Origin of the sequence: uncultured Roseobacter sp. (assembly GCF_947492555.1) — a bacterium.
Taxonomy (GTDB): Bacteria; Pseudomonadota; Alphaproteobacteria; order Rhodobacterales; family Rhodobacteraceae; genus Roseobacter.
Genome location: NZ_CANLNE010000003.1, coordinates 797,439 through 822,582, shown reverse-complemented (window position 1 = coordinate 822,582; position 25,144 = coordinate 797,439). Strand labels below are relative to the sequence as shown.

28 protein-coding genes are annotated in these 25,144 nt (G+C 61.4%); 13 read left to right on the top strand and 15 right to left on the bottom strand.

Annotation, left to right across the window (positions count from 1 at the left end):
* Nucleotides 1-76: 76 nt before the first annotated feature.
* Nucleotides 77-763: a winged helix-turn-helix transcriptional regulator gene (locus tag Q1A07_RS17160; RefSeq protein WP_299783248.1), complete on the top strand. Its 687-nt coding sequence runs from the start codon at nucleotides 77-79 to the stop codon at nucleotides 761-763.
* 521 nt (nucleotides 764-1,284) lie between these two features.
* On the opposite strand, the gene Q1A07_RS17155 is transcribed toward Q1A07_RS17160, so the two are convergent.
* The 8 genes from Q1A07_RS17155 to gspG are packed head-to-tail and all read right to left on the bottom strand — an operon-like array spanning nucleotide 1,285 to nucleotide 7,432.
* The gene (locus Q1A07_RS17155; protein ID WP_299783247.1) at nucleotides 1,285-2,037 is read right to left on the bottom strand and encodes a hypothetical protein; all 753 of its coding nucleotides are present in this window, start codon (nucleotides 2,035-2,037) and stop codon (nucleotides 1,285-1,287) included.
* Nucleotides 2,038-2,080: 43 nt separating this feature from the next.
* Nucleotides 2,081-2,740 carry an anti-sigma factor gene (locus Q1A07_RS17150; protein WP_299783246.1) on the bottom strand — a complete coding sequence of 220 codons (660 nt, stop codon included), beginning with the start codon at nucleotides 2,738-2,740 and terminating at the stop codon, nucleotides 2,081-2,083.
* A complete protein-coding gene (locus tag Q1A07_RS17145) occupies nucleotides 2,737-3,336 on the bottom strand; it encodes a sigma-70 family RNA polymerase sigma factor (protein ID WP_299783245.1) in 600 nt (199 codons plus the stop codon). The genes Q1A07_RS17150 and Q1A07_RS17145 overlap by 4 nt, the downstream gene beginning before the upstream one ends.
* The gene (gene gspD, locus Q1A07_RS17140; RefSeq protein ID WP_299783244.1) at nucleotides 3,336-5,234 is read right to left on the bottom strand and encodes a type II secretion system secretin GspD; all 1,899 of its coding nucleotides are present in this window, start codon (nucleotides 5,232-5,234) and stop codon (nucleotides 3,336-3,338) included. Before gspD ends, Q1A07_RS17145 begins: the two co-directional genes overlap by 1 nt.
* A gap of 5 nt (nucleotides 5,235-5,239) precedes the next feature.
* Nucleotides 5,240-6,109 (bottom strand): type II secretion system protein N, encoded by an 870-nt coding sequence (locus Q1A07_RS17135; RefSeq protein ID WP_299783243.1) that lies wholly within the window; start codon nucleotides 6,107-6,109, stop codon nucleotides 5,240-5,242.
* A complete protein-coding gene (gene gspI, locus Q1A07_RS17130) occupies nucleotides 6,106-6,480 on the bottom strand; it encodes a type II secretion system minor pseudopilin GspI (protein WP_299783242.1) in 375 nt (124 codons plus the stop codon). The genes Q1A07_RS17135 and gspI overlap by 4 nt, the downstream gene beginning before the upstream one ends.
* Nucleotides 6,481-6,485: 5 nt before the next feature.
* Nucleotides 6,486-6,962: a prepilin-type N-terminal cleavage/methylation domain-containing protein gene (locus Q1A07_RS17125; RefSeq protein ID WP_299783241.1), complete on the bottom strand. Its 477-nt coding sequence runs from the start codon at nucleotides 6,960-6,962 to the stop codon at nucleotides 6,486-6,488.
* On the bottom strand, nucleotides 6,959-7,432 hold the full coding sequence (gene gspG, locus Q1A07_RS17120) for a type II secretion system major pseudopilin GspG (RefSeq protein ID WP_299783240.1): 474 nt from the start codon (nucleotides 7,430-7,432) through the stop codon (nucleotides 6,959-6,961). The genes Q1A07_RS17125 and gspG overlap by 4 nt, the downstream gene beginning before the upstream one ends.
* 86 nt (nucleotides 7,433-7,518) lie before the next feature.
* Here gspG and gspL point away from each other — a divergent pair, with 86 nt between their 5' ends.
* The 7 genes from gspL to gspK are packed head-to-tail and all read left to right on the top strand — an operon-like array spanning nucleotide 7,519 to nucleotide 14,197.
* On the top strand, nucleotides 7,519-8,688 hold the full coding sequence (gene gspL, locus Q1A07_RS17115; protein ID WP_299783239.1) for a type II secretion system protein GspL: 1,170 nt from the start codon (nucleotides 7,519-7,521) through the stop codon (nucleotides 8,686-8,688).
* Nucleotides 8,685-9,125 carry a type II secretion system protein GspM gene (gene gspM / locus Q1A07_RS17110; protein ID WP_299783238.1) on the top strand — a complete coding sequence of 147 codons (441 nt, stop codon included), beginning with the start codon at nucleotides 8,685-8,687 and terminating at the stop codon, nucleotides 9,123-9,125. Before gspL ends, gspM begins: the two co-directional genes overlap by 4 nt.
* Nucleotides 9,122-10,576 carry a GspE/PulE family protein gene (locus Q1A07_RS17105; protein ID WP_299783237.1) on the top strand — a complete coding sequence of 485 codons (1,455 nt, stop codon included), beginning with the start codon at nucleotides 9,122-9,124 and terminating at the stop codon, nucleotides 10,574-10,576. Before gspM ends, Q1A07_RS17105 begins: the two co-directional genes overlap by 4 nt.
* Nucleotides 10,577-10,578: 2 nt before the next feature.
* On the top strand, nucleotides 10,579-11,769 hold the full coding sequence (locus tag Q1A07_RS17100; protein ID WP_299783236.1) for a type II secretion system F family protein: 1,191 nt from the start codon (nucleotides 10,579-10,581) through the stop codon (nucleotides 11,767-11,769).
* Nucleotides 11,770-11,802: 33 nt separating this feature from the next.
* Nucleotides 11,803-12,870 carry a penicillin-binding protein activator gene (locus Q1A07_RS17095; protein ID WP_299783235.1) on the top strand — a complete coding sequence of 356 codons (1,068 nt, stop codon included), beginning with the start codon at nucleotides 11,803-11,805 and terminating at the stop codon, nucleotides 12,868-12,870.
* A complete protein-coding gene (locus Q1A07_RS17090) occupies nucleotides 12,867-13,367 on the top strand; it encodes a type II secretion system protein J (RefSeq protein ID WP_299783234.1) in 501 nt (166 codons plus the stop codon). The genes Q1A07_RS17095 and Q1A07_RS17090 overlap by 4 nt, the downstream gene beginning before the upstream one ends.
* A complete protein-coding gene (gene gspK / locus Q1A07_RS17085; RefSeq protein ID WP_299783233.1) occupies nucleotides 13,364-14,197 on the top strand; it encodes a type II secretion system minor pseudopilin GspK in 834 nt (277 codons plus the stop codon). Before Q1A07_RS17090 ends, gspK begins: the two co-directional genes overlap by 4 nt.
* 55 nt (nucleotides 14,198-14,252) lie before the next feature.
* On the opposite strand, the gene Q1A07_RS17080 is transcribed toward gspK, so the two are convergent.
* Both Q1A07_RS17080 and Q1A07_RS17075 read right to left on the bottom strand, forming a co-directional pair.
* Complete coding sequence (locus Q1A07_RS17080; RefSeq protein ID WP_299783232.1) at nucleotides 14,253-14,474, bottom strand: hypothetical protein; 222 nt, start codon at nucleotides 14,472-14,474, stop codon at nucleotides 14,253-14,255.
* Nucleotides 14,475-14,499: 25 nt separating this feature from the next.
* Nucleotides 14,500-16,107, bottom strand: coding sequence for a DUF4331 domain-containing protein (locus Q1A07_RS17075; RefSeq protein ID WP_299783231.1), 1,608 nt, complete (start codon nucleotides 16,105-16,107; stop codon nucleotides 14,500-14,502).
* 235 nt (nucleotides 16,108-16,342) lie between these two features.
* On the opposite strand from Q1A07_RS17075, the gene Q1A07_RS17070 reads away from it, so the two are divergent.
* Nucleotides 16,343-16,789: an A24 family peptidase gene (locus Q1A07_RS17070; protein WP_299783230.1), complete on the top strand. Its 447-nt coding sequence runs from the start codon at nucleotides 16,343-16,345 to the stop codon at nucleotides 16,787-16,789.
* Here the strand turns inward: Q1A07_RS17070 and Q1A07_RS17065 are convergent.
* The 5 genes from Q1A07_RS17065 to Q1A07_RS17045 form a co-directional block, all read right to left on the bottom strand.
* A complete protein-coding gene (locus Q1A07_RS17065) occupies nucleotides 16,786-17,304 on the bottom strand; it encodes a cupin domain-containing protein (protein ID WP_299783229.1) in 519 nt (172 codons plus the stop codon). The two genes, Q1A07_RS17070 and Q1A07_RS17065, sit on opposite strands and share 4 nt — an antisense overlap.
* The gene (locus Q1A07_RS17060) at nucleotides 17,301-17,900 is read right to left on the bottom strand and encodes an RNA polymerase sigma factor (protein WP_299783228.1); all 600 of its coding nucleotides are present in this window, start codon (nucleotides 17,898-17,900) and stop codon (nucleotides 17,301-17,303) included. Before Q1A07_RS17060 ends, Q1A07_RS17065 begins: the two co-directional genes overlap by 4 nt.
* Nucleotides 17,901-17,948: 48 nt before the next feature.
* Nucleotides 17,949-18,488, bottom strand: a complete 540-nt coding sequence (locus Q1A07_RS17055) for a hypothetical protein (protein ID WP_299783227.1) — start codon at nucleotides 18,486-18,488, stop codon at nucleotides 17,949-17,951.
* 97 nt (nucleotides 18,489-18,585) lie between these two features.
* Nucleotides 18,586-19,377, bottom strand: coding sequence for a molybdopterin-dependent oxidoreductase (locus Q1A07_RS17050; RefSeq protein WP_299783226.1), 792 nt, complete (start codon nucleotides 19,375-19,377; stop codon nucleotides 18,586-18,588).
* A 1-nt stretch (nucleotide 19,378) separates the two neighbouring features.
* Nucleotides 19,379-20,092: a cytochrome b/b6 domain-containing protein gene (locus tag Q1A07_RS17045; RefSeq protein WP_299783225.1), complete on the bottom strand. Its 714-nt coding sequence runs from the start codon at nucleotides 20,090-20,092 to the stop codon at nucleotides 19,379-19,381.
* 163 nt (nucleotides 20,093-20,255) lie between these two features.
* Here Q1A07_RS17045 and Q1A07_RS17040 point away from each other — a divergent pair, with 163 nt between their 5' ends.
* The 4 genes from Q1A07_RS17040 to Q1A07_RS17025 all read left to right on the top strand — a co-directional run bounded on the left by Q1A07_RS17040 (nucleotide 20,256) and on the right by Q1A07_RS17025 (nucleotide 25,101).
* On the top strand, nucleotides 20,256-20,807 hold the full coding sequence (locus tag Q1A07_RS17040; RefSeq protein WP_299783224.1) for a fasciclin domain-containing protein: 552 nt from the start codon (nucleotides 20,256-20,258) through the stop codon (nucleotides 20,805-20,807).
* A gap of 271 nt (nucleotides 20,808-21,078) precedes the next feature.
* On the top strand, nucleotides 21,079-22,278 hold the full coding sequence (locus Q1A07_RS17035; RefSeq protein WP_299783223.1) for a multidrug effflux MFS transporter: 1,200 nt from the start codon (nucleotides 21,079-21,081) through the stop codon (nucleotides 22,276-22,278).
* 828 nt (nucleotides 22,279-23,106) lie between these two features.
* On the top strand, nucleotides 23,107-23,544 hold the full coding sequence (locus Q1A07_RS17030; RefSeq protein WP_299783222.1) for a universal stress protein: 438 nt from the start codon (nucleotides 23,107-23,109) through the stop codon (nucleotides 23,542-23,544).
* Nucleotides 23,545-23,556: 12 nt separating this feature from the next.
* On the top strand, nucleotides 23,557-25,101 hold the full coding sequence (locus Q1A07_RS17025; RefSeq protein WP_299783221.1) for a sodium:alanine symporter family protein: 1,545 nt from the start codon (nucleotides 23,557-23,559) through the stop codon (nucleotides 25,099-25,101).
* Nucleotides 25,102-25,144: the final 43 nt, after the last annotated feature.

Sequence of the window (25,144 nt, the reverse complement as noted above, 5' to 3'; positions counted from 1 at the left end):
ACTACAGAAAGCAGAGTAACTAACTACACAAAATGAAGTAGGCGTGCTAAAACGCCGGGTGGGGGGGTATGGAAAGATGCAGTACAATCAGTTTTGCCCGATCGCGAAAGCCACTGAGATTCTGGGGGAGAAATGGACCCTTCTGATCGTCCGGGAGATTTTGATGGGCGGCCGGCGGTTCAACGAATTGCAGCGCGGGCTTGGCGATATCTCTCCGGCACTGCTGACCGGTCGGCTGAAAACACTCGAAGACAAGGGGATGCTCGTGCGCCGCCAGATCCCCGGTCAGCGTGGCTATGAATACTTTCCGACCGAAGCTTGCCAGGCGTTGCTGCCGATCATCATCTCTCTCGGGAAATGGTCCCTACTCTGGGCGCGGCACACGATCCTGGATGAGGATTTCGATGTCGAGTTTTTGATGTTTTATCTGGAGCGCAGCATTGATCCCAAAAAGCTGATCGGAGATGAGACGGTCATTAAATTCCGCTTCGCAGATCTATCCGAACAGCCAAACTGGTGGCTACTGATTCAGAACGACAAGGCTCAGGTATGCCTGAAAGATCCCGGTAAGGATGTGAATGTGTTCTTTGATTGCTCGGTTCGCACCATGCACGATGTCTGGATGGGTGACCGGACCTACAAAGAGGCTATAAAATCTGGTGATTTGTCCGTGCAGGGGGATACGTCGCTCACGCGCAATGTGCAGTCATGGTTGAGACCGAGCGCCTATATCGGCGTGGATCGCGCACCGATTCCTGCTTAGTCACCAAGGCGGCAGTCCCTGCTGATAGCGTTGATGGGAAAAACGCATTGGCCTACGGGGGTGATGCGTCGTCTATTTCGGAGTCCAAACTCAATGGTTGTGGTGGCGATGGTGGCTTGGTTTCGAGCCTCTGTTCTTAATCCGAAAACCGCACATGGGAAGTTGCGCCTTACGGTAAAACACTGCTCATGAATGACCGCTTTGATGAATGAATGCTGCCGGTTACAGGCCTCGAAAATCGGCCTGATTATCATGCCCCGGCGTTGATTAAACTGACTGCAAAGGACGGCAAGTATGACCTGTGCGTCACCCTGCCCGCACCGTTGCAAACCGGCCCTATGAAACAGGTGAATCGTTCCAGCGGCACCACCAACAGGCGAGCTGCAACACGGAAGCTCATTGGCATTGCAAATGAGATGTATCCAGATCTGATGAGAAGCTATCAAACCTTGATCGGCAATTCCGTCAGGATGTCGATCCAGCGCTGTATCCAGATACGATTGGCGATTTCACCCAAACCTTCACAGCCGATCGCCTTCGCTCTTCTTCACAGCAGCTCTTGGCTCAGGAGTTTGAAGAAGGAGCGAAACCCAGTCGCTCGTCAGGTCACTGCCTGATCCGGTCAGTTCGACGAAAACGGCGTTTAGCAAACACATCGCGTCCGGCGGGAGATCAGGAAAAATGTGTCCATCGCTCCGCGTCCTTGTGTCTTGTCGGATGACAGCATGGTTGTCGCTCTGCGTCTTGCAATAAATCTGTACCTCGTGTCCTCCTGCGCCACCGTCATTGTTGAACAGTATGAAGCCATCCTCCAGGGCGACCCATTCCCGCCCCGTGCTCACCCGGGTATCTCTGCCTTCTACCTGGCCAAAGTGAACGAGAACCTTTGAAGATCGCGCATAGCTTTCCGTGATCTGCGTGCGCGGAAGACTTTGCCCCGCGACGGACATCAGCAGTTCTTCTTGCCCGACCGACTTGAGGAACCGCTGCAGTTCTGTCAGATCACGGTAGGTGAGTGACTGTTCGAACGAAGACACCGTCAGGCTGTGCAGGCCAGTCCCATAAGCGGGCAGGCCGTTGAATTCTGCGCGTGATGGCAGGGAGCTCAACTCGACCTTCCGTTCGGGGCCGGACCACAGTGCAGACCGATACGCACGGGGGTCGAACGGAAAGGGCCGCCCCACCAGGTCCTCTCCAATGCGCACAATGATCGACACCGACGCCCCCGGCTCCAGCACAAAAGCATCGGGCTGCAACCAGAACTCATGCGCCACAACGCTGGCCGGGGCCAGACCGACCAGCGCCAGCAGAAGCTTTCTAAACATCGCTCAGCACCCCCGCCGACAGGACCGGGCCGGTGGGTGCCCCGGTGGGTGATCCGCCCAGCGGCTCAAGACTGACCGCCAGCGTCGTTCCGGGTTGCAATTGCAGGCCGGTGGATATCGCAAAATCCTCCGATGCGGTGAGCAGCCCGAGCGACATGGGCGCACCGGCCTCGCCAATCGCCCAAAGCTCCAGCGCCCGGTCAGGGATATCGACGGCTTCGAGCGTCGAGACCGTCAGCACGCCGGTGTCGCGATTGTACGTCGCAGCAAAGCGGTACCCCATCTCCACCGGATTCAACTGGGCCACAAGCTTTGGCTGCGTTTGCAGGGTCTGCAGACCGAGCACCAGCACAACCGCTGCCAACGCCGCCGTGATTACGGCCCACCTGATGCGCAGCGCCGACCACCAGCTCCCACGCCCCACGGGCGACGCGAACAGCCGCTGGTCGATGGCGTCCTTTACTGCCGGTGGCGGCGCGCTGTCTGCATAATCGGCGTTGAAGGGCGCTAGCCGATCTGTCCAGTCATCAACATGCGCGGCCAATGTCGTGTCGGTTTGTAGACGCGTTTCGAACTCCTTGCGATCCGCCAATGGCATCAGACCGATAATGTATTCAGCGGCCTGGATATCGTCATCCTCCCGATCTGTCACAGCGAGCTCTCCTTCAGACAGTCCCGCAAGACTTGAAGGCTGCGGCGCAACCATGTCCGCACCGTGTTGATCGGCATCTGAAACCGGTCCGCCAGATCCTGGTAACTATACCCCTCCATGTAGGCCGACCTGACAGCCTCCGCCTTGCGCGCGCTGAGCTTGTCCAGGCAGTTGTCCAGTTGGGTACGTTGCTCAGATTGCGCTGTCGTCGCTTCCGGCCCGGGTGCCGGGTCGGCCACATCGGTCGCATCGGTGATCGGCACCGCTGGCGCTTTGCGTTGCCGCAGCCGATCGATGCACAGGTTACGAGCGATGGCAATCAGCCACGACATCGGATGCGCATGACCTGGCCGGAATCGGGCCGCCTTTTGCCAAATGCGCACGTAGACGTCCTGTATGGCGTCTTCGGCCTCGGTAGGGTCGCGCAGCATCCGCAGCGCCACACCAAAAAGCTTGCGGGATGTGGCCAGATAGAGCAGGTCAAAGGCACCTCGATCCCGTAGGGCAACCCGGCAAATCAGGTCTGACAATTCAACCTCGCCGTCCATTGGTGGATGGGGCGCAGGTGCGTCCCGTGCTGTCGTCAGGTTGCTCATCAATACAGTCCCCCAATTTCAAGTCGTACAGGCGCGCGACGGTCACGGCCCTGCGGGGTTTGCGCGGCGCGCGCCCGGCTGAGCGCTTTCAATCGCGCATCATATGTTTCTCGGATGTCCGGTGCAGTTCGCAGGATGGTGGGCTTCAGGAACACGAAAAGCGTGCGCCGGTTGCTGGTCGTGCTGCGGGATTTAAATAGGTTGCCGAGTAGCGGGATGTCCCCTGCCCCGGGCACTTTCTGCAGGCTTTCCAGATCGTCCCGCGTGATCAAACCGCCCAGGACAATCGTGGCCCCGTCATCAGCCAGAACACTCGTTTCAATGGAACGGCGGTTGGTGATCAGGTCCGCAGCACCCTCCAGGTTCGCGTTCACCAACGACGACACCTCCTGGCTGATGTCCAGGCGCACCACGTCGCCGGCATTCACGCGCGGCAGCACGTTCATCGTGATGCCAACGTCACGCCGCTCGATGGTGGTGAAGGGCTGCACCGTGTTGCCATCGGTGGCGAAGGATCCGGTTCGGAACGGCACGTTCTGACCGACAACGATGGAGGCAGCCTGGTTGTCCAAGGTCGTCAGAGACGGGGTCGACAAGAGGTTGGCCTTGCTGGTCTGGTTCAGTGCCTGCAACAGCAGACCAAAACTGTCGTTCCCGATGCTGAAGGTCCCGCCCGGAGGAGCCAAACTGGCATTGGGCACACCAATGGCTGAGAGGACCGAGCCGAGCGAGACCCCGCCATTGCTGAAGGAAGTCGCAGCCAGCCCGCCGGGCGGGGCAAGATCGCTAAACCCCAACTGCGCGCTCAGCCGTTGGGCAACATCGCCTGACACTTCAACGATGGCCGCTTCGATCAGCACCTGAGCGCGGCGTTGATCGAGTTGACCGACAAGCGCCGCCACTTCGCGCACCTGGGCGGCGGTCCCCCGCACCACCACCGCATTCAGTTCGGTCGAAGGCTGCACAGAAATCTCGGGGGCATCCCCCTCCGCCGCCGTGCTTTGCAGGCCGGTCGCATCAAGGCTTTCGGCCACCGGGTTGGTGAGCCCGGCCGACCCCGACAAGGTCGCACGGACCAACTCGGCCACCTGCGTGGCTTCGCCAAACTTCAGCCGGATCACCCGGGTGTTCAGCGCCACCTGCGGGTTTTCCTCTGGCGGCAGGTCCATCGACTGTGCCAGCGCGTCGATTTCCTCAAGGTCCCTGGCCGTGCCGCGCACCACCAGCGTGTTCGAGCCCGGATCGACGGACAGGCGCGCGCCATTCGGGTCAGGACCCAGAACCTCGACGATTGCCGCACCGATGACAGCAGCTTGCGTATGCTTGAACCGCAGCACACGGGACTGGCGCGTGTCTTCCTGGTCGAGATCGGCGGCCAGTTGCATGATCCGCGCAGTGCTCTCAAAGGTGTCGGTGATCACCAGCGCATTGGGGTCGTCCAGCGCTTCGATCGATCCGGAGGCGGCCACCAGCGGGCGCAACACGCGCACGGCCTCTGCGGCGGGCACCCGGTCGAGCGGGACAAGTCGGGTCACGAAGTCCTGACTTCCGGGTTTCTGGGCGCCGCTGACCCGCGCCGCCGTGCGTGCAGCCTCCAGTGGCAGCACCTGCCAGACCGCGCCGCTCTGCACCGCTTGAAAGCCGCGGACCCTCAGGATCGACTGAAAGAGCTCCCACGCGCCTTCAGCATCCAGCGGTTCGGCAGAGACCACGGTGATCTCACCGCGCAGGTCCGGGTGAACGACAAGGGTGCGCCCGCTTATGTCGGCCACCTGTTCAGCGAGCACCGTCACATCTGTATCCCGCAGATTAATCACGAAGGTCTCTGATGTCTCCTGCGCGGTCAACGGGGCAGCGATGAGCAGCACGCCGAGCAAAACGGAAGTGAAACGCAGCATGATCATCACCGCAGCGGAAAGGAAAAGGTGAGAGTTTTATTGCCCCTTTGCACCTCAAGGCGGGCGTGACCGGAGGCGGCGATCTGGTCATAAGCACCACGATCCTCATCCGGGTTCCCAACGGCACGCCCATTGACGCTGCGCACCAGGTCGCCCGCCTGAAGACCGGCAAGGCGCACGCCGCGATTGTGGGTCTGGGCAATTCTGTACCCATCGTCAGCGGGTTCCAGGCCGATGGTTTCCAGAACGGCCTGCGGGTTCTTGCGGATCTTGCGGCGCCAGTAGCTGATGTAGTCCTCGGTGGTTTGTGGCGCGCCCGCGCGCTGGTTTCTGTCGGCGACCACGACGGCGCTGCGCAGCTGATCGTTAAGCGCGCCAGTTTCATTGACGTTGGCGGCGGGTGCCGCGAAGTCGGTCTCTGCCGCCTGATCGAAGTATAGGGTAATGGTGCCATCCGGCGCTGCGATGACCACGTGATCTGCGGCAATGCTTAGCAGGCGCAAGTCGGCGGAAATCAAGTCTCCCATGACGTAGAACGCCTGATCCTTCGATACCGCAATCAGCGCTGAGGAGTTGCCGCCATCCGGCGCAGAAAAGACCCCTTTGAGCGCCATGTCCGGTTGCCCCTGCGTCGAAGATGCAGCGATCTCCGGCACGCTTGCAACCGCAAGCCCGAAGGGCGCAAGCGTTAAAACGGCGGTCAGGTCCGTATCCTGACGTTCCATGGCCAAGGGCGCCGCTTGTGTCTGCGCCGGTTGCTCAAGCACGACGATCCCGAGTGTGTGCCTTGCAACCGGTGGTGCCGCGACCGCGAGCGAGGCAACCGCCGAGAGCAACAGGCCCCATTGCCCCACTGTCCAAAAATCGACCCTCATGATCCGCCCGCTGTCCGTGTCTCGATGAAACCCGTCAGCAGCGCGCTGGCAGCCTCCGCCTGTGGGCCTTGCGGGTTGACCCGGATATCGACACGGGCGAGATCGGGATCGGAGGTAGCCTGCCGCTCCGTGGTGATGTGCCAGAGATGGTCGAGCGCCTCGACGTCGGACGGCAGGTCCGGAATGCCCAGCTCCAATTCAACAAGACGGTTTTCCGCGACCCACAGCGCCGCCTTGCGGTCCGCGATCATCCCGATGCGCGTCACATGAGACTGCGTGGCCGCCAGCAAAAAGACGGCTGCGGTCGACAGGACACCCAGAGCCACCAGCGATTCAATGAGAGTAAATCCCGCGTCCTGAGCCCTGTGCATCCTGTCTAGCCTCCGCCTGCCGGGACAATCCGCGCGGTGATCCCGTCAAAGACTACGTCACGCGCAGACGCCCCGCGCCCCAATGTTGCACGCCACGGCCTGTTGTCGTCTGGGACAAGGGTCCGTGACACGCGAAAAACCACACCATCGTGGTCCTGCATCGAGATACGCAGGCTGGACGGGAAAAGTTTCACCTCTTGCAGAGCGGGATCAGGATGCGGCCGCCAGCCCCCCTCGGAGGACAGTAAAACCGAATAGCCTTGCGGATCGGCCTTGAGACCGAACGCCAGCTGATGATCGAGCGCATAGCGCACCGCGCGGTCAAGATCGGCCGTCAGTTTCAGGGCACTCAACTCCGCCTGATCGCCCGAGGGGCGGTGTGACAGGCCAAGTGCCACCGCCCCCGACAACACGCCAATCAGAACAAGCACGACCAGCATCTCCACCAGCGTGACACCGGCCGTGCCGGACCTGCGGGTCATTGCGATTGAAGCCCTGCCTGCCGACCACCCAGCGGGATGTCGGTTGCCGCACCATCGCCGCCCGGCACACCATCCGACCCCAGCGATACCAAGTCGAAGGCGCCGCTGGCACCCGGTGAGCGGTACACATAGGCATTGCCCCAAGGGTCCTGCGGCAGTGCGGTCAGATAGCCGCCCTGCGCCCAGTTGCGGGGTACCGGCGGGCTGACCGGCTGGTCAACCAACGCCGCAAGGCCCTGCACCGTGGTAGGATAGCTGCGGTTGTCGAGGCGATAGAGCTCCAGCGCGCTTGCGATAGACCGCAAATCGGTCTCTGCGACACTGGTCCGGGCCTCATCCGGGCGCCCGATGACATTTGGCACGATGATCGCCGCGACAACTGAAATCATCACCAGAACCACCATCATTTCAATCAAAGTGACACCTGCATCGCGGGGTCGATGCGCGCGTTTCAAAGCGTAATGGGTCATGAAACCTTTTCCTTTCGAGTCTCGTAATCCTGAGTACATAGGCACAAAAAATCGTGCTGAAAAGAGCTTTTATTGTGGAAAAACATATGTTTACACAATTTGATGAGGGCTGCGCCCAACCCACGGAAGAAGGTGGAAAATCCAGAGCTCACGCGCTGGTGACCTGCCCTCAACCGGCATTTGCGCCGCCGATCTGCAGGCCGCTCGCGCGGCGGCTGACAGAGGCGGCGCGCGCGGCAAGCTTACCTGACCCCATCATCCTCCCAACGGCAAAGGTAACGCTTTTTTCGGTGCCGCTGCCCCTGAAAACCCATCGCCAGCGCGTCAGGGCGCTGGCTTACGCGTTGGAGGGACAGCTGAGCGACAACGCTCACGCCCCAACCCCGGCTCTCGGGCCACGGCTTGGGCCCGACCACTATTTGGTCGCTGTCTGTGATGATGCCACCCTCGCCGCCGCGCTGGAAGAGGACGACCGGCCAGGCATCGCTGTGCCCGACGTGCTTGGCATGCCCCGCCCCCGGTCGGACACTCCCGCATGGTATCTCTGGCAAGACGCTGGGGCTATCTACGTGCGCGCCTCCGACGGCACCGGATTTCTATGTCGCAGTGCGGAACTTCCAGCGTTCTGGACACTGGCGGGCAAACCCACACTCACATCACTCAATGGGCCGGTCGCAGGAGGCCTTCCGATCTATGACATAGCGGGCCCGGTACCCCCGTTTGACGTCGAAGATCTGCAGCTTGACCTGCGCTATGGGGCGTTCAGGCATCGCAAACGGATGCCGCGGCGCTTCGTGCAGTGCGCTCTCGCCGCGGCACTGGTGGCGGCGGGTGGCCACATGTCACTTCTGGCGGCAGACGTGCGGGCGCTGTCACGGATCGCCGACGATCACATGGCCCGCGCCAGCGCAGAACTCACCGCGCGGCTGCCTGACCTTACAGCAGATCAGCCCCTGCAGCTGATCGAAGCCCGTGTGGCCAGCGCATCCACCCCCGTACAACAGGACCCGTTCATGACCCTACTCTCTCATGTATCTCAAGCCCTGCAGGCCGAGGCCCCGGAGATCACCTTTCGCGAGATGCGTTATGGCGCGCGAGACGGGGTGATGACCCTGCTCATTCAAGGCAATGATTTCGGCCCGCTGCAACGCGCCGAAGCCGCGCTCGCAAATGCGGGCCTGCGCGTCACCAGCGGGACGGCCAACACCACCGAGGCCGGCGCAGAAGTTCTTCTACAGGTCAGGAGCGGTCCGTGATCCGCCGCCTCACGGACCGCGAGCGCCGACTGCTCCTGCTCTGCGGTGCTGCGATGGGTGCCTGGTTTGCGATCGCGCTGGCAATCCTGCCGCTCGCGCAGGACAGGGCCGATAGCCGGGCACGAATTCACAAGGCCGATGCAATCGCAGAACTACTTGCAACCACCACCACGCTGACACAAGCGCCCGCCACGGCCCGGCCCCTGGCCAGCGTGCTGACCCGGCGGGCGGAGGCTGCAAACATTTCAATCCGTCGTCTGGACCCGTCGCAGGGGGCGATCTCGGTCACACTCGATGAAACGCCTTATCCTTCTGTAATTGACTGGCTGGCAGTACTGACGGGCGACGACGGGCTGCGCGTTGCCTCGCTCGAGATGGAGCGCCTCACGGCGCCGGGCATGGTCTCAGCGCGGATCGTGTTGGAGCCAGGCCGATGATCCCCCGAGTGTCCTACAGCTTTGCGCGCGACCACGGGCTGGTGATTCTAGACGATGGCGAAACCTGCCTTGTCACGGCTAAAACACCGATAACTGCAGTGGTCGAAGCGCAACGAAATCAACCTGGTCTGCTGCAGCTGAGACGGGTCACACCGGATGATCTGGCCGACCACATCGAACGTCTTTATCGCGACAGCGCGGAGGATGCCGCCGCCGAGGCCGGTGCCGGTGATCCGGATCTCAACGAACTTGCCGATGACGCTGCGGCAGTCGATGACCTGCTCGATCAGACCAACGACGCACCCGTTGTCCGCCTGATCAACGCGCTGCTTCTGGAAGCGATCCGCGAGGCCGCGTCGGACGTGCATATCGAAGTGGAGGAGAAACGGCTCGTCGTGCGGTTCCGCGTCGACGGGGTGTTGCGCGAGGTGCTTGAACCCTCCCGCGCCATCGCGCCCCTGCTCACCAGCCGGATCAAGGTCATGGCCAAACTCGACATCTCCGAAAAGCGGGTGCCGCAGGACGGGCGGGTATCGCTGCGTGTCGGCGAGTATGAGCTCGACGTGCGCATCTCGACCCTGCCCGCGCAATATGGCGAGCGGGTGGTGCTGCGCCTTTTGGATCGGGGGCAGACGCGCACCGGTGTCAGCAGCCTCGGCATGGGACCCGAGGCGCAAAGAGCCTTCACACGCATGCTCGCCCGGCCGGACGGCATCGTCCTGGTGACCGGCCCAACCGGGTCCGGCAAGACCACCACGCTCTACGCGGCGCTTGATGCGCTGAACAACCGCAAGCGAAACATCATGACGATCGAGGATCCGATCGAATACGCGCTCGATGGGATTGGTCAAATGCAGGTCAACACCGCAACGGACCTCACCTTCGCGCGCGGGCTGCGGGCGATTTTGCGCCAGGACCCGGATGTGATCATGGTCGGCGAAATCCGGGACGGCGAAACGGCCCGCATCGCGGTGGAAAGCGCAATGACCGGCCATCTGGTCCTCTCCACTCTGCACACCAATACCGCCATTGGCAGCGTGGGGCGTCTTGTCGACCTCGGCGTGCAACGGTTCCTTTTGGCGCCGATGTTAAGAGGGCTGATCGCACAGAGGCTGGTGCGGTGCATCTGTAAGGACTGCGCAACGGATCACCGCCTTGGCACGGTCGCGGCGGCCTCTCTCGGCGCGTCGGCGGGTGAGGTTTTCAAAAAAGGCACAGGCTGTCGTGCCTGCGGCGACACGGGCTATCGCGGCCGGGTGGCCCTCTATGAGGTGATCGAAGGCAGCGCTGCGCTGGAAGCCGCCATCACCGGCGGGGTGCAGGACGCCGACCTGCAGGCCATCGCCACGCAGCAGTCCCAGACCCTTTTGGCGGACGGACTGGAGAAGGTCCGGGCGGGCCTCACCACACCGCAAGAAGTGCTGCGCGTCACACATGGGACTGAGGGCTGATCATGCCAGGCTTCCGATTTGTCGCAACAACCACCGACGGCCAGCGGCAAGAGGGTAACATCACTGCCACCTCCAAGCAGGCCGCGATCCAATCGTTGCGCGCGCGGGGTCTTCTGCCATTGGAAGTGAAAGCGGCGCGGCGTGCAGTATCCCTGTCCCTCCCGGCACGGACATCCCTCAAACCCTCCGAACTGGCCGTATTGACGCGCCAGCTGGCCACACTTCTGGGCAGCGGCGTGCGGATCGAAGACGCGCTGGCAGCAGTCGGCAGGCAATCGGGCGTACGGCTCTCGTCGCTCACCGCCGACATGCGCGCCACCATCTTGGACGGGCGCAGCCTCGCAGCAGCCCTCGCCAAACATCCGCGCGCCTTTGACGTCTTCTACATCGCCTCCGTTCGGGCGGGTGAGACCGCCGGACGATTGGCGGCGGTCATGACGCATCTGGCCACCCATGTGGAAACGAAATCGCGCAACCGCAACAGCGTACAGCTCGCGTTGATCTACCCCGCCATCCTCGCGCTTGTCTCCGTAGCAGTCGTGATCGCCCTGTTGATGTTCGTTGTGCCGGACATCGTGCGCGTCTTCGCAAGCCGGGGGGCCGAGCTGCCGGGGCTCACCCGCGCACTCATCGCGCTCAGTGACGGGCTTCTGGTCTGGTGGCCTTGGATGCTGGGCCTGCTCTCGTTGATGGCGGGCGCAGTCTGGCAGGCACTGCGCCAAATCGCGGCGCGCCAGCGGCTGCACCAGGCGCTTCTGCGGGTGCCGCTCGTCCGCCAGATTGCGGCGGTGCAATTCTCGGGAACGCTCGCCACCTTGACGCAAAGCGGCGTGGCGTTGGATGACGCCCTCACCGCCGCCGCCCGCACTGTCAGCAACCTGACCTACCGCGGCATCCTCTCCCAGGTCGCGACTGCCGTGCGGGATGGCACCGCCTTGTCACAGGCGATGGCGCGGCACCGCGTCTTTTCGCCGGTGATGATCACCATGGTCGCCAGTGGCGAAGCGGGCGGCTCCCTGCCGGACGCACTTGCACGCCATGCCGAGGACACCAGCCACAGCCTTGATGCTACCATCAAGGCGCTTGTGGGCCTCGTCGAGCCGTTGGTACTGCTGCTGATGGGCGGCATCGTGATGTTGCTCGTGCTCGCGATCTTGCTGCCAATTGTCAACCTTAACACTCTCGTAGGCTGATCCATCAGCCTTGGCCAAGAAGGAAATCGCACCATGTCCACAGCCTGTTCCAGACGAAAGCTTCTGTCGCGTCTCGGCGCGGTTGGGCTATTGCCTTTTGTGGCCGCTTGCGGCGCGGCACCCCGCCCCGAAAACGCGCCCTCAGCAGGGCTCGCAAAAACGGCCCTGCTGGTGCCTCTCTCCGGGCCCCAGGCCGATCTCGGCCAGACCATGGCCAAGGCAGTGTGGTTCGCCGAGGACCGGCGCGGGCTGCTGCAACGGGCGGCAGTCTTTGACACTGGACCGTCGCCCGAGGGCGCGGTGGCCGCGGCCCAACAAGCCCAGGCCGCCGGGGCCGACATCATTGTGGGACCTCTCTTCTCCGATCACACTGCGGCGGTTCTTAAATCCGGGCCCATGCCACACGTCATCACACTGTCGAATAATGATCAGCTAGCTGCGGCCGGTGCCTGGGTCTTCGGCGTCACTCCAGCACAATCCGCCGGGGCCGCCGCCCGGTTCGCGGCGACATCCGGGGCGAAGACGATCACCCTGCGGCCCCCACCCGGAGCGTTCGGCGCGCGGTCGACCGCCGCGCTCGCTAAAGCGGCGAAGGCCAGCGGCCTGACTGCGCTGCCGCCACTGCCCGCCGAAGGTTCCGACCGTGCCTTGGACGCCCTGCTCTCCTCCAACGCCGGGCAGACTCCAGACAGCCTGTACCTTCCGGCTGCCGACAGACGCAGCCGCAGCCTGGCCAAACAGGCGAGTGCAGCCGGTATTCAGGTGATCGGGTCAGTGCAATGGGCAGATGTTCCCGCCGCGGCCCTGAAGACGGCGGGAGACGTGCGTTTTGTCGGGCCGGACCCGGCTCTCTTTGAAAACCTCTCCGCCAGCTATCGCAACGCTTTGGGCGAAGAGATGGGCATCATCTCCGGTCTTGCAGTGGATGCTGTGCTGCTGGCAAACCGCTTGCCCCGCGAGCGCAACGGGCAAATCCAGATGACCGGAAGCACACCGATGAAAGGGCTGCTGGGCACCAGCGCCTTCCGTAAGGACCGCACCTGCGCCCGCGAACTCGCCGTGCTTCAACTCAAGGACGGCCGGGTGATGAAAGTGGCATGACCCATCGCTGCGGCCGATCTGGTGTGACACTGATCGAGATGCTGGTGGCGCTTTCAGTCTTCTCGCTGATCGGCCTCGCCAGTTTTGCCGTGCTCGATACGATCCTGCGCACGGACCGCCAGACAAGCGGACGGCTTGCTGCACTTGCACGGATAGAGATCGCCCTGCAGATCTTCGAAACAGATGTCCTCCGCGCTCAGACCCGACCGACGATCAGCGCCGAACAGCTTTCACTTGCCACAGGTGATGGCTCTGTGAGCTATGCTCAGACACCCGGAGGTATGATGCGTCGCATCGACCGCACGGGGCTTGACCGACTTGAGCAACAACTCCTTCCGCCGCCCGCTTCAGCCGCTTGGCGGTTTGTGACCCCAGCTACATCAGGCGGACCAGATCAGCGGGCCGCCATCGAACTCGTCATACGGCCCGAGGGCAACAGCACAATCGCGGTGCGGAAACTGGTGCCCGTGCCACCCGCTCTGACCGAGCAGCCATGACCCGCCGTCCTTCACAAGACGGCGTCGCACTGATCAATGTTCTATTGGTCATGGCCATCGCTGCGACGCTGGTCCAGGCGATGCTCAGCGCCGAAGAGCGCGCCATTTCCGAAACCCGGAAAGCGTTGAACAGAACCCAGGCCTTCGCCTTGGCCAAGGGCGGCGTGGCATCGCTGCGCTCTGCGCTGCGGCGCGACCTGACGACGGGTCCCGACAGCGACCACCCGCAAGAACCATGGGGGCAGATCGCGCAGGAAGAGGTCACATTTGACGTCGGCAGCTATGCCGTGGCACTGCGAGACGCGCAGGGTCTGTTCGACCTTAACAGCCTGACCAATAACGCCATTGCACAGCAGCGGGTCTTCGCCGGGCTGCTCGCGGCGCTGCAGCTGCCGGACGAGATCGGCGCTCAGATCAGCGATATCCTCCGCAATGAAGGGCCGCTTGCCGCGCCGCAGGATCTGCGCCACTTCGGGATCGACGATCTGCTTCTAGACCGGCTGGCACCTTTTGTGACAACGCTCCCCGCGCCCGCGGCCATCAACCTGAACACGGCACCCGAGCCCGTTTTGCACGCGGTCTTTGGCAATGCCATCGTCGCCCGAAGTCTTGTGATGCGGCGCACGGCCAGAGGGTTTCTGACACGCGAAGATTTGGCCAGTCTGGGGATCCTGCAACCGGTGCTCACGGGCTGGCGATCCGATGTCTACGACGTCAGGGTCACGGCACAGGTCGGAAGCATGACGGTGCAATATGCCCGCAGACTCCTGCGCGACCCCGAGACCGGGACGCTCACCGATTTGCCGCAAGCGTGGCCCCGAACGCAATAGACACCGCCGGAAAGGCTCCGGCGGCGTCCTACGTTCGAGGCAAGTCTTGAGGGGATCAGAACTCGAACGGTTCGGCAGTGCGTTTCTGGGTCAGCCGCGCCACATCAACGTCGATAGGCGTGTCGTTGCGCCCTTGGTTGAAGGCTGTCTGAAAGTCGCTGCCCAGCGACTGCAGCGCAAGGCTCAACCCGTCCAGGGGCCCATCGCTGTCATCGCAGGCGACCAGTCCGGTCGCCAGACCCAAGGCACAGATGACACGAAATGAGAAGGTTTTCATAGGAGTGCTCCTTGTCCTGGGTCAATTAGTTCGGCGAACCGGGGATCGGCGCATTCAGATAGGGAAAGCGATTCTGCAACTCGGTGGCTGCAATCGGTGCTCCGTCGGTGAAGGCCTCGGTTCCAACCGGTGCATCCGCCTCCGCGCAGAGGCCGAGATTAATCAGATCGCTCGCTTCATCTTCGACTGCGCCGTCAATGCCGAGTTCCGCACCAAGCGGTACCGGATGACACAATGCCCCCATTGCAACCCTCAGGGAGACGTCGATGATGTCATCCCCGGGCCGACGACCGTTCGGGAACCCGGCAAGGTCTTCGCCCACCACGCCTAACGTATGCTGCTCGGCACGCGGGGTTGGCGCGATCGCTGTATTGAGACGCAACATTTCCCCCTGCTGCACATTCGCAGGTTGGTTCAGACCCGGAAAACCGGTCAGGTAGGTCGTGACGAGGTCCTGACGGGGGAAGTTCGACGGCGCGATGTTCCCAGGCGCGCCAAGCGGCGTGCGGAACAGCAGGTCGACCAGCGCCGGGAAGGACGGGTTTGTCACATAGGTCGCCAGGCCAACGTCATCGATAGGCTCGGAGCCATTGAAACGGTCCTTGTCAGGAATGCCGATCACAATTTCATTCACCAGTGGGGTCGAGATACGCGACTGCTGTACCCAGGCGCCGCCAATCCGCGAGGTTGCTTCGTAGCCCGGCGTCGCATCTTCAAGCTCCGCCTGCGCGAGACTGGAGGTGGTCCAGCCGCCGATAACGGTTTCGTCTCCGGTGGTCAGGCAGGAAATCGGCATTTCCAGCGCGATTGTGGACACGTTGACCTTGCCGAAAACGTCATCGTTGTCACGACTCTGCGTGATACCACCGTTCTGACCGCCACCATCGCCTGCGCCGGGCGCGCTGTCACCTTCGATAGGCACGAGGTTGATAAGGTCAAAAACCTCGCCGAGGTTCAGCGCAAAAGCATCGGATCGCTGCCCGACAAAGACCCGGCCCGGTGTTTCGCATCCGGGGACATCAATGTCATAAATGAACTGGTCCGCGTAACCGTCATAGTCCGGCAGGGTCTTGACCCCAATATGATCAAGCGGCTTCACGAAGCTCGGATTTGCCGAGCCCGCACGGGTTACAACGCTGCGCGTACCACTGCGCCTGTCACCTTCCACCAATGTGATGCCATAGCTTTCGGATTCGTTCAGCAGCGACTGGTCGTTCGGCAGGATCATGCCTGCGATTTTCAGCGGAATGGCTACCTGTTCACCGTCGATGTCGAGCCCGATGCCCGCACCGTTATTGGCAAGCTGGTTGTCGAACTCGAACTGAAAGGTCAGGTCTTCGATGGCATCGCCGTCGTTGTCGATGTGGATCTCGTAAAGCGCGTCCGCATCCAGCGTGTAGTAGCTCGGGCCACCGTAGTTAACCTGCAACGGCTGGTAGTTGGCCAGGAAGGTCACATAATCCTCGCGGCCAGGCTCGTAGCTGCGGAAGACGTAGAAATCGGTGCCGTCCACTTTCGGATGCTCGGTGATGGCCGGTGCTTCGCGGTGCGACGAGGCGCCGAGGGGCGCTGCGGCGGCCATGAGGGCGGCGGCGAGCAGACTGCTCATGGCAAGGGGTCGTTTGGTCGTCATCTGTTTTCCTCACGTTCTTGTTGCACGCAAAGCGTCTCCGTTGGCAAAAGACGGATCTTTTGCCTTGGCTCTGCGCGACAGCGGTTTGGTCCTGTCGCGGGGTCTCCGCTGCGGGATTGATCAAGCTGTATTCACTAAAACGGGGGGGACTCAGATTAAGTTTCAGCCGCTGCAACAATTTCGCCGAGCCGCCCGTACTACTTGGTACAGCCTCTTGAAACCGCAAGGAAACCAAGTGCCCGTTGCTCCCGAAATGCTCCACACATGGGCAAGCCTCTGGCTTGCCTCCCTCCTGATCTGGATAAGTATCTGGGACCTAAAGCACCTGCGCATTCCGGACATGGCGAATGCCGTGCTCGCGCTCTCCGGCCTACTCCTCGCGGCATGGAGAAGCGACGGATGGCCCGCCTCGCAGATGGCAGGCGCCACAGTGGGCTACATCCTCTTCGCAATCATCGGTGCAGTCTATTTTCGTCGTACCGGCGAGGACGGGCTTGGCCTCGGCGATGCCAAGCTGCTCGGGGCGGCGGGCGCCTGGGTTGGCCTTGCCGCGTTGCCGGGCCTCGTTGCGCTGGCCGCGATCTCAGCACTTGCCTATGCCTTAGCAGCAAAATGTCGGCGGCTGGCCTTCGGCCCATGGCTCTCGGCCAGCCTCCTGTTGCACTGGATGCTCTTGGCTTAGGCGCAGACCAAGACGAGGCAGCCGTTTGGCATCGTGATCTCGTGGTGCTCGGTGCCCGGCAGGGAGCATTGCGCATCCCCTGCAGTATAGAGCTTGCCGTTCATCCAGAACTCACCTTCGATGATAAACAGATGCTCGGAACGGTCATGTACATGCGGCTTGATCCGCGCGCCCGGCAGACAGCGCAGCAGGTACATCGTCCGCCCGGTCTCCGGGTCGAGGGTCAGCACCTTCTTCCAGACCCGCTCGGAGCGCTGCTCCCAGGTGCCGTCGTCGGCGCGTTGCACCCGCGTCCGCTGATCCGGCGCCGCGTCAAGCTCCTGCTCGATCCCCTCCAGCAGATCCGCGGGCGGATCCGCCTCGGGCAGCGACTGTGCCAGCGGCGCGAGCCCGGCGAACAGGTCGTCGGCGCGCGCTCCCAACTGTGGCATTGTGCCCGAAATGGCCGGGATGGTGTCGAGATTGCTGACCAGCTTGTCCAGTGAACGCATTACTTTTTCGGTATCCTGTGTCATTCCATTGCCTCGCGTAAGGCTGCCAGCCCGCGTCGGACCCAGCTCTTGGCCGTGCCAACGGGGATATTCATTACACTTGCGAGCTCGATGTAGGTGTAGCCCTGGAAATAGCAAAGCATCAGCGCCTTGCGATGTTCGGGCCTCAGGTCGGCCATCAACCGCCGGATCACAAGGCTGTCGAGCGTCTGGGTGGCCGGGTCGGTTTGATCCGAAAGCTCGGGCACATCATCCGTGAATTCGACGAACCCGCGCGTGCGCTCCGACCGCAACCGATCAATGGCACAGTTGCGGGCGATGGTGCCGATCCACGACAGTGGGTTGCCGCTCTCCGGATGATACTGATGCGCCCGCTTCCACATGCGGACAAAAGCCTCCTGCGCCACCTCCTTGGCCAGATCATGATCCCTCATGATCGACAGCACCACGCCGAAAACATAGCGCGCGCTCAGATCGTAGAACCGGCGAAAGGCTGCCCGGTCGCCCTCGGCGCACGCGGCAAGCAATTGGGCCAATTGTCGGCACTGCTCTGTTGCTGCCATGGTCCTGGCCTTGCGTTTCTCGGCGTCGGGTGCGGGCACCAGTTTGGTTACTCCCACGTCAGTGTCTCCCCTTACTTGGCATCTAGCAAGGACGGGAGCGACGGCTCAAAAGTTGCACGCCATCAGAATTTTTTCGTCCGGCGCCATCACGGGACGCCCGGACACGAGGTCGTCAGCGACGAGGTGTTCGGGATTCTTGCCCGAATCGTAACCGCTTAACTCAATCAGCAGATGTGAATGCGCCTCGCATTTTGCTGCCACGAAACTGCGCAGTGTTTTGCCCTCCAGCGCAACCTCACCCAGTTGCAACCAGCTCTGATCCAGCGCCGGGCGCACTATGATCTGCTGTGTCGGACCGGTCATGGCGGCATATCCGGAGAGAATCGACGCGGATACACCGCCCCCCAGAAGGAAGCAGAAGATCAAGGCGCGCAGCCCAAATCTCCGCGTGGCGCGGGGCGCCGTGGCGGACGATCCAATGTCGATCTCCGCCTCGATGTCAGTGAGCAGACCCTTTTCGGGGCGGCGCTCATTGAGCATCTCCGCCAGCGGCGCAAGCATGCAAAGATCTTCGGGCTGCAGCGCCGGTGCCGCCCAGTCATCGCGCGCCCTCCAAAAGGCGAAGTGCTGAAGTATACGTTTCATCGTTCTGGGTCATCGCTGACAGGTTTCGTGCGTGTCACTCAGACACGACGGGACGCGGTCGCCCATGGTTGCAGATGACGCAACGTCACAACAGATATCAGATGCCAGCGTACCACGCGTAGCCACGGTCTTCCCAATAACCTCCGCGCCCGCCGCCGACACCGGCAAAGCTGTCAACAACCTCGATCGCGCGAATGTACTTCGCCATCTTGTAGCCCAACTGCCGCTCGACCCGCAGGCGCAAGGGCGCGCCGTTCGGGACCGGAAGGGCCGATCCGTTCATACCGAACGCAAGGATCGTCTGCGGGTGCATCGCATCCACCATATCAATCGTTTCGTAGTATTTGACCGCGCCCGACAGGCTGCGTTCGATCGTATCGAAACAGCGGATCAGGACGAAGTTGGCCCCGGGAAGCAAGCCGGCCCGATCCAGCACCGCGGACAGCGGCACACCGGTCCATTGCGCGATGCAGCTCCAGCCTTCGACACAGTCATGCCGCGTGATCTGGCGCCGCGTTGGCATCGCTTCAAGATCACCCAGCGACAGGGTCTGCGGTCTTTTCACCAGCCCCGAAACCGAGAGCCGATAACCGCTGAAACCGGTCGCGACATGCGCGAGATAGTCCAAGTCCTGTGGATCGGTCACACCGTTCGGACGCTGCGGCTGTCGAATGTCGAACCATTGAAACTCTTGTGCCATGGCCTCCCGGTCCAACAGGCCGCGCTGTGCTGCCATGGTCAGACGGTTGGCACGCTCCATGTAATGGCGCAGCGGGTCTGCAGGATCCGCAAGCCGGTCGAACGCCTTGCAGCCCCCCAGTGTTGCCGTGACCACCCCGGCCCCGCCGAGGCGCAGCACAGCCCGGCGATTGATCTTCGTTGCACACATCTCACTCTCCTTCGTCGATGCGGTACCAGCCCGTCACCATCGCCCGCAGTTCATTCAGCGGGCCTGCCAGAACGACCATCACGATGTGCAGTACAAAAAAACCAAGCAGCGCAGCGGCGACACAAAAATGCAGCGTCCGCGCGGTCTGGCGTCCGCCCAGCAAGTCTGGAAGCCAGGGTGCTGCGGCATTCATTCCGGGCGACATCGCCAGCCCCGTCGCCACGATCAGCGGAAAAAGAGCAAAGAGCACGGCCCCATAGCTGAGCTTTTGCAGCGGCCCATAGGTGCGCCGATGGGGAAAATGAAACCGCGCATGGGTGCGAATGTCGGTTCCGAGGCTTCGCAGATCCCGCGCCGTCGGACGCAGGTTGCGCCAGAGGTGCCCCGAGACAAGAGCGCCCAGCAGCCACAGAAACAGCGCGGACACCAGCACCCAGGCAAAAAAGAAATGAACGATCCGCCCGGTGGCCAGATCCATACCGCTCGGGATAGTGGCCCAGGCAGGGAAGGCGCGCCCCTCCGTGCCAAGGGTCAGAACCGCGTTGTCAAAGCCAAAGCCCGACTGGTCCCCGATGTAGAGTACCGGGTGCGCGTTAAAGATCTGCAGACCGGAGCCGAGAAGGAACAGCAGCGAGATGGCCCAGCCCCAATGAGCCAGCCGGGCGGTCACCGTGTGTCGTTTGATCAACCGCTTGTTCGAATATACTCGGTGCATCTTTCTCTCGTCGATCCAGTGTGATGTCTCAACACTACGGTCCGATGCAGCAAAGAGTTTCAGTCGCGCCCACGGTTGAATTTTGAAACTTTCCTGCGCGGCGGCTCGTCTTTCGGACAGTCCCACCGAAAACGGGATGACCTAGGACATGAAAGGAACTCAGATGATCCGCACCCTTCAATTCTCTTCCACCATTGCAGCCCTCTTGCTCGGCGGCGTGGCCTTTGCTGCCAATCCGGACGTAGGCGGCGCGCCCATGTTTGCAGACAAGAATATCGTCGAAAACGCGGTGAACTCCGCCGATCACACAACCCTTGTCGCCGCTGTGCAGGCCGCCGGCCTTGTCGACGCGCTGATGGGCGACGGGCCCTTCACCGTCTTCGCCCCGGTGAACGACGCCTTCGCCGCCCTGCCCGATGGCACCGTCGACACCCTGCTCCAGCCAGAAAACAAGGGCACGCTCACGAAGGTGCTCACCGCCCATGTAATCGCGGGCAAACTCTCAGGCGTTGAACTGATGACTAAGGCCCGCAACAGCGCCGACGGCTTTTTCCATCTGGAAACCCTCTCCGGCGATGCCCTGTCGGCGCAGGTGAAATCGGGCGCGCTTTATATCTATGACGAGAACGGTAACGCAGGGCGCGTGACCATCGCCGACGTCAACCAATCGAATGGCGTGATCCACGTCGTCGATACAGTGCTGCTGCCCAAGTAAGCCAAGTTGATACTTCGGAGAGAAGAGAGGCTGCCTCCTTCTCTCCATGTTCCATCCGTCACCGCTTCGCCGTTCGGCAAAGCAGCCATTGCCAAGGTATGTGAACCTCGCTAGCCTGATCGCTCAAGGAGAAGCTTCAATGACACCGAACAACATCGTCGTCGTATCCGAGAGGTGCATGGTCCGATAACGGTATCCATATCCGTGACCATGCGCCCCCGAATGAAGTTCGGGGGCTTTTTTTGTTCCAGGACCCGGAAAACAACACGACATGAAAGCCCGAACGCCTCCCCGCCTTGTCACGCTGATCCTGCTTACAGCGGTCTCGACCTTGTCGCTGAACATGTTCCTGCCGTCGCTTGCAGGCATCGCTGTCGATCTCGATGCGCCCTACGCGACGGTGAGCCTTGCCGTCGCAGGCTATCTCGCTGTCACCGCAGTCATCCAGCTCATCGTCGGGCCGCTGTCCGATCGGGTTGGCCGACGGCCCGTCCTTCTGGCCTCACTCCTAGTTTTCACGGGAGCATCGGCCCTTTGCGCGCTCGCAACGGATATCTGGATATTCCTCGCATTCCGAATGCTGCAAGGCGGGATAATCACCGGATATGCGCTGTCTTTGGCTATTGTCCGGGACACCACCTCCGAGCGGGCGGCTGCGGGGGTGATCGGATACATCAGCATGGCGATGGCCGTCGCGCCGATGCTGGGCCCCATGCTCGGTGGGCTTCTGGACACGGCCTTTGGATGGCGCGCAAACTTCTACTTCTACATGGTCGCAGGTGCCGTGCTCACGGCGGTCTGTTGGGTGGACCTGGGTGAGACAAGACCAATCCGCACAGGGACCCACACGGCAAATCCCGAGCGCATGCGTGACCTGCTGAAAGAACCCCTCTTCTGGGCGTTTTCCTCGTGCAGTGCCTTCTCTGCGGGCGCCTTCTACATGTTTCTGACGGGCGCGCCCCTGGTGGCGCAGACACAGTTTGGCGTGTCAACAGCGGAGCTGGGGGTATTGATTGGCACAATCACCGCCGGGTTCATGCTTGGTGGGCTTATCGCAGGCCGCCTGGCACCGAAATACAGGCCAACAACCATGATGATAGCGGGACGCCTCATCGCGTGCTTTGGCACCTCCGCAGGCATCGTTGCGATTCTGGCCGGGATCACGTCTCCTATTTTCTTCTTTGGCAGCACCGTTTTCGTCGGGCTGGGCAACGGCATCACCATGCCAAGCAGCAATGCGTCAGCCATGTCAGTGCGGCCAAACCTCGCCGGCAGCGCAGCAGGTGTGACAGGTGCCCTGGTCGTGGCGGCGGGTGCCGTCCTGACGACCCTCACAGGGCTCGCACTGCCAGCCGACGAACCGGCGCTGACGCTCTTAATCCTGATGTTTGCAGCTTCGGCGGCGGGACTCGTGTCCGTGCTCCTCGCCATCAAGCTGCGCACTGTTCCGGAGGATCTGCACGTCCGCTAACCTAATTTGGCCAATGGCGTCCAAAGCCAGTACTAACCACCTTCGCGCCGTCAAATTCACGGTGATGCTTCGGGCGTTCGATAACGGAACGACATCATGACTTCATCAAGCGGGTTCGCTACATAAATGCTTTGCACAATTGGACAGCCGAAACGCAGTAAAGCTGTCTCGTTCGAAACCCGCATAAAATCCCGCAGTCCAACGGCTTGGGTCCACGGTCAAATACGACCGGCAAATTGAATGCAAAGGAAAGAGAGGGTGGCTTTTGCGCTGGAAGCCCTGTCCCTCCGCCCGCATGTATATCAGAGCATTGATAGACGGACGCCAAAGCGCGACGCTGCCTCTGGCCTGTATTTTACTTCCCCACAAGCCTCTCTAACATTCGAAAACAGTCTTAGCCGCCGTCAACACCTCCTGTTGCGACAGAGAGCAATGGAACGCTCGTTTTTGGGGAGTTGTCACGGTCATCTTACGATATGCCAAGAGGAGCTATTGGACCGCATATTGACCTGAACAGCGGTCATTAAAGGCGCATATGCGCTAAGAGTTCGCGAACAAAAGAAGATCAGGAACGTGAGAGAAAGCTAAAATCCGCCTGCTGAGCGGCACGTGTTTACAACCATATTTCCTTCCAACTTAGAAAAACATGATCACTTTTCCTTCGAACACCAGCAATAAGGGACCATTAACCGTCATTTTTGCCTAGAATAGCGGAACGATATGTAGTGACTTCCGGCATGCAGAATGAATTTATCGTTTGCCGAAGCACACGCATGCGTTGAACATGGTCCGAATAAGAAGACGACCAACAGGGAAAAGGGACAAACAATGACAACCAAACTGGTGATTGGCCTGGATGGGGCGGGGTCTGGCGACCGCGCTCTCAGCTATGCCACGGATCTGGCGAAACGGATCGGAGACTGCGAGCTTCTCGTCGCATATGTGATCGAGTGGTCGCCCTACTCATTCCAGACCGCAGAAGAAAATGCCCAGCGTCACAAGCGGCGGGAAGAGGAGATATCCACCGCGATGACGCGCGTGGTCGATCCGGCCGTCGAAGGCCTGAGGAAAAACGGCATGACGGCCTCCGGGATCGTGCGCCATGGCGACGTGGCCCATACGCTCAACAGCATCTGCGAAAAGGAAGGCGGCCACCAGATCATCGTGTGTCGCTCCTCCGAAGGCGGTATCACAAAACGCATTTTCGGCAGCTCGACCGCGAACCTCGTGATGAGCGCAACCGTGCCGGTCACGGTCATTGGATAAGGGGACATTACAATGAAAATCTTGAACAAAGCCCTGTTGGCAGCACCGGCAATTGCCGCCGCTCTGCCGGCACACGCACAGGACGCAATGTCGCTGGACGAACGGGTGAATACCATTTTTGCGGAGTTCACCGGCCCTTTCGTGAGCCTGATCTTTGCCCCCCTGCCCGGCACGAGCTTTCCATGGATCGTTTTGTGGTTGGTTGTCGCGGCTTCGGTCTTCACCATTTATTTTTCCTTCGTGCAGCTGCGCTACTTCAGTCATGCGGTGTCGTTGGTAAAGGGTGACTATTCCGATCCGGACGATGCCGGTGAGGTCAGTCACTTCCAGGCCCTTGCGACTGCGCTCTCGGGGACGGTTGGCCTCGGGAACATCGCGGGCGTCGCCGTTGCTGTCGGTATCGGCGGCCCCGGTGCCACATTCTGGATGATCCTCGCCGGCCTGCTTGGCATGGCGTCGAAGTTCACGGAATGTACGTTGGGTGTGAAGTACCGCAACGAATACCCGGACGGCACGGTCTCCGGTGGTCCGATGTACTATATTTCCAAAGGGTTCAAGGAACGCGGGTTGCCGGGCGGTGGCGCATTGGCGATCCTGTTCTCGGTCTTTTGTATCCTCGGGGCGCTTGGCGGCGGCAACATGTTCCAGGCCAACCAGGCCCACGCGCAGATTGCCGGTATCGTTGGGGACTATCCGGGCTGGATCACCGGGCTGGTGTTCGCGGGCGTCGTCTTTGCGGTGATCGTCGGTGGCATCAAGTCCATCGCCAATGTTACCGAGAAGGTCGTGCCGTTCATGGGTATCCTCTATGTCGGGGCGGCATTGGTCATCCTGCTGGTCAACTATGACCAGATTGGCTGGGCGTTCGGTCAGATTTTTGCGGGGGCCTTTACCGGGCTGGGCGTTGCGGGCGGTTTTGTCGGCGCGCTGATCCAGGGTTTCAAGCGGGCGGCGTTCTCGAATGAAGCCGGTGTCGGGTCTGCCGCAATTGCGCACTCGGCCGTTCGGACCAAAGAGCCAATCACCGAGGGCTTTGTTTCCCTTTTGGAACCCCTGATCGACACCGTTGTGATTTGCACAATGACGGCGCTGGTGATCACCATCTCCGGTCAGTTGCTCATTGATCCTGACACCGGGCTCTACATGCTTGACGGCTCTGCGATTGCGACTGTTGACGGGAACTCCGGTGTGTCTCTGACGTCAGCGGCCTTTGGCGCTTCGATCAGCTGGTTCCCCTATGTGCTGGCGATCGCCGTGGTGCTCTTTGCGTTCTCCACGATGATTTCCTGGTCGTACTATGGGTTGAAGAGCTGGACCTATCTCTTTGGCGAAGGCAAGACCTCAGAATTGATCTTCAAGGTCATCTTCTGCGTCTTCATCGTCATCGGTGCGGCCGCCAGCCTTGGGCCGGTTATCGATTTCTCCGATGCGGCGATCTTCGCAATGGCCGTGGTGAATATCACCGCGCTCTATTTCCTGATGTCGATTGTCCGCGAAGAACTGCGCTCCTATTCGGAACGTCTCCGGTCGGGTGAGATCAAGAAGTTCGCACACTAAATCTAATCCTCAAGGCGGCATGTGCCGCCTTGAGGCGCAAGTT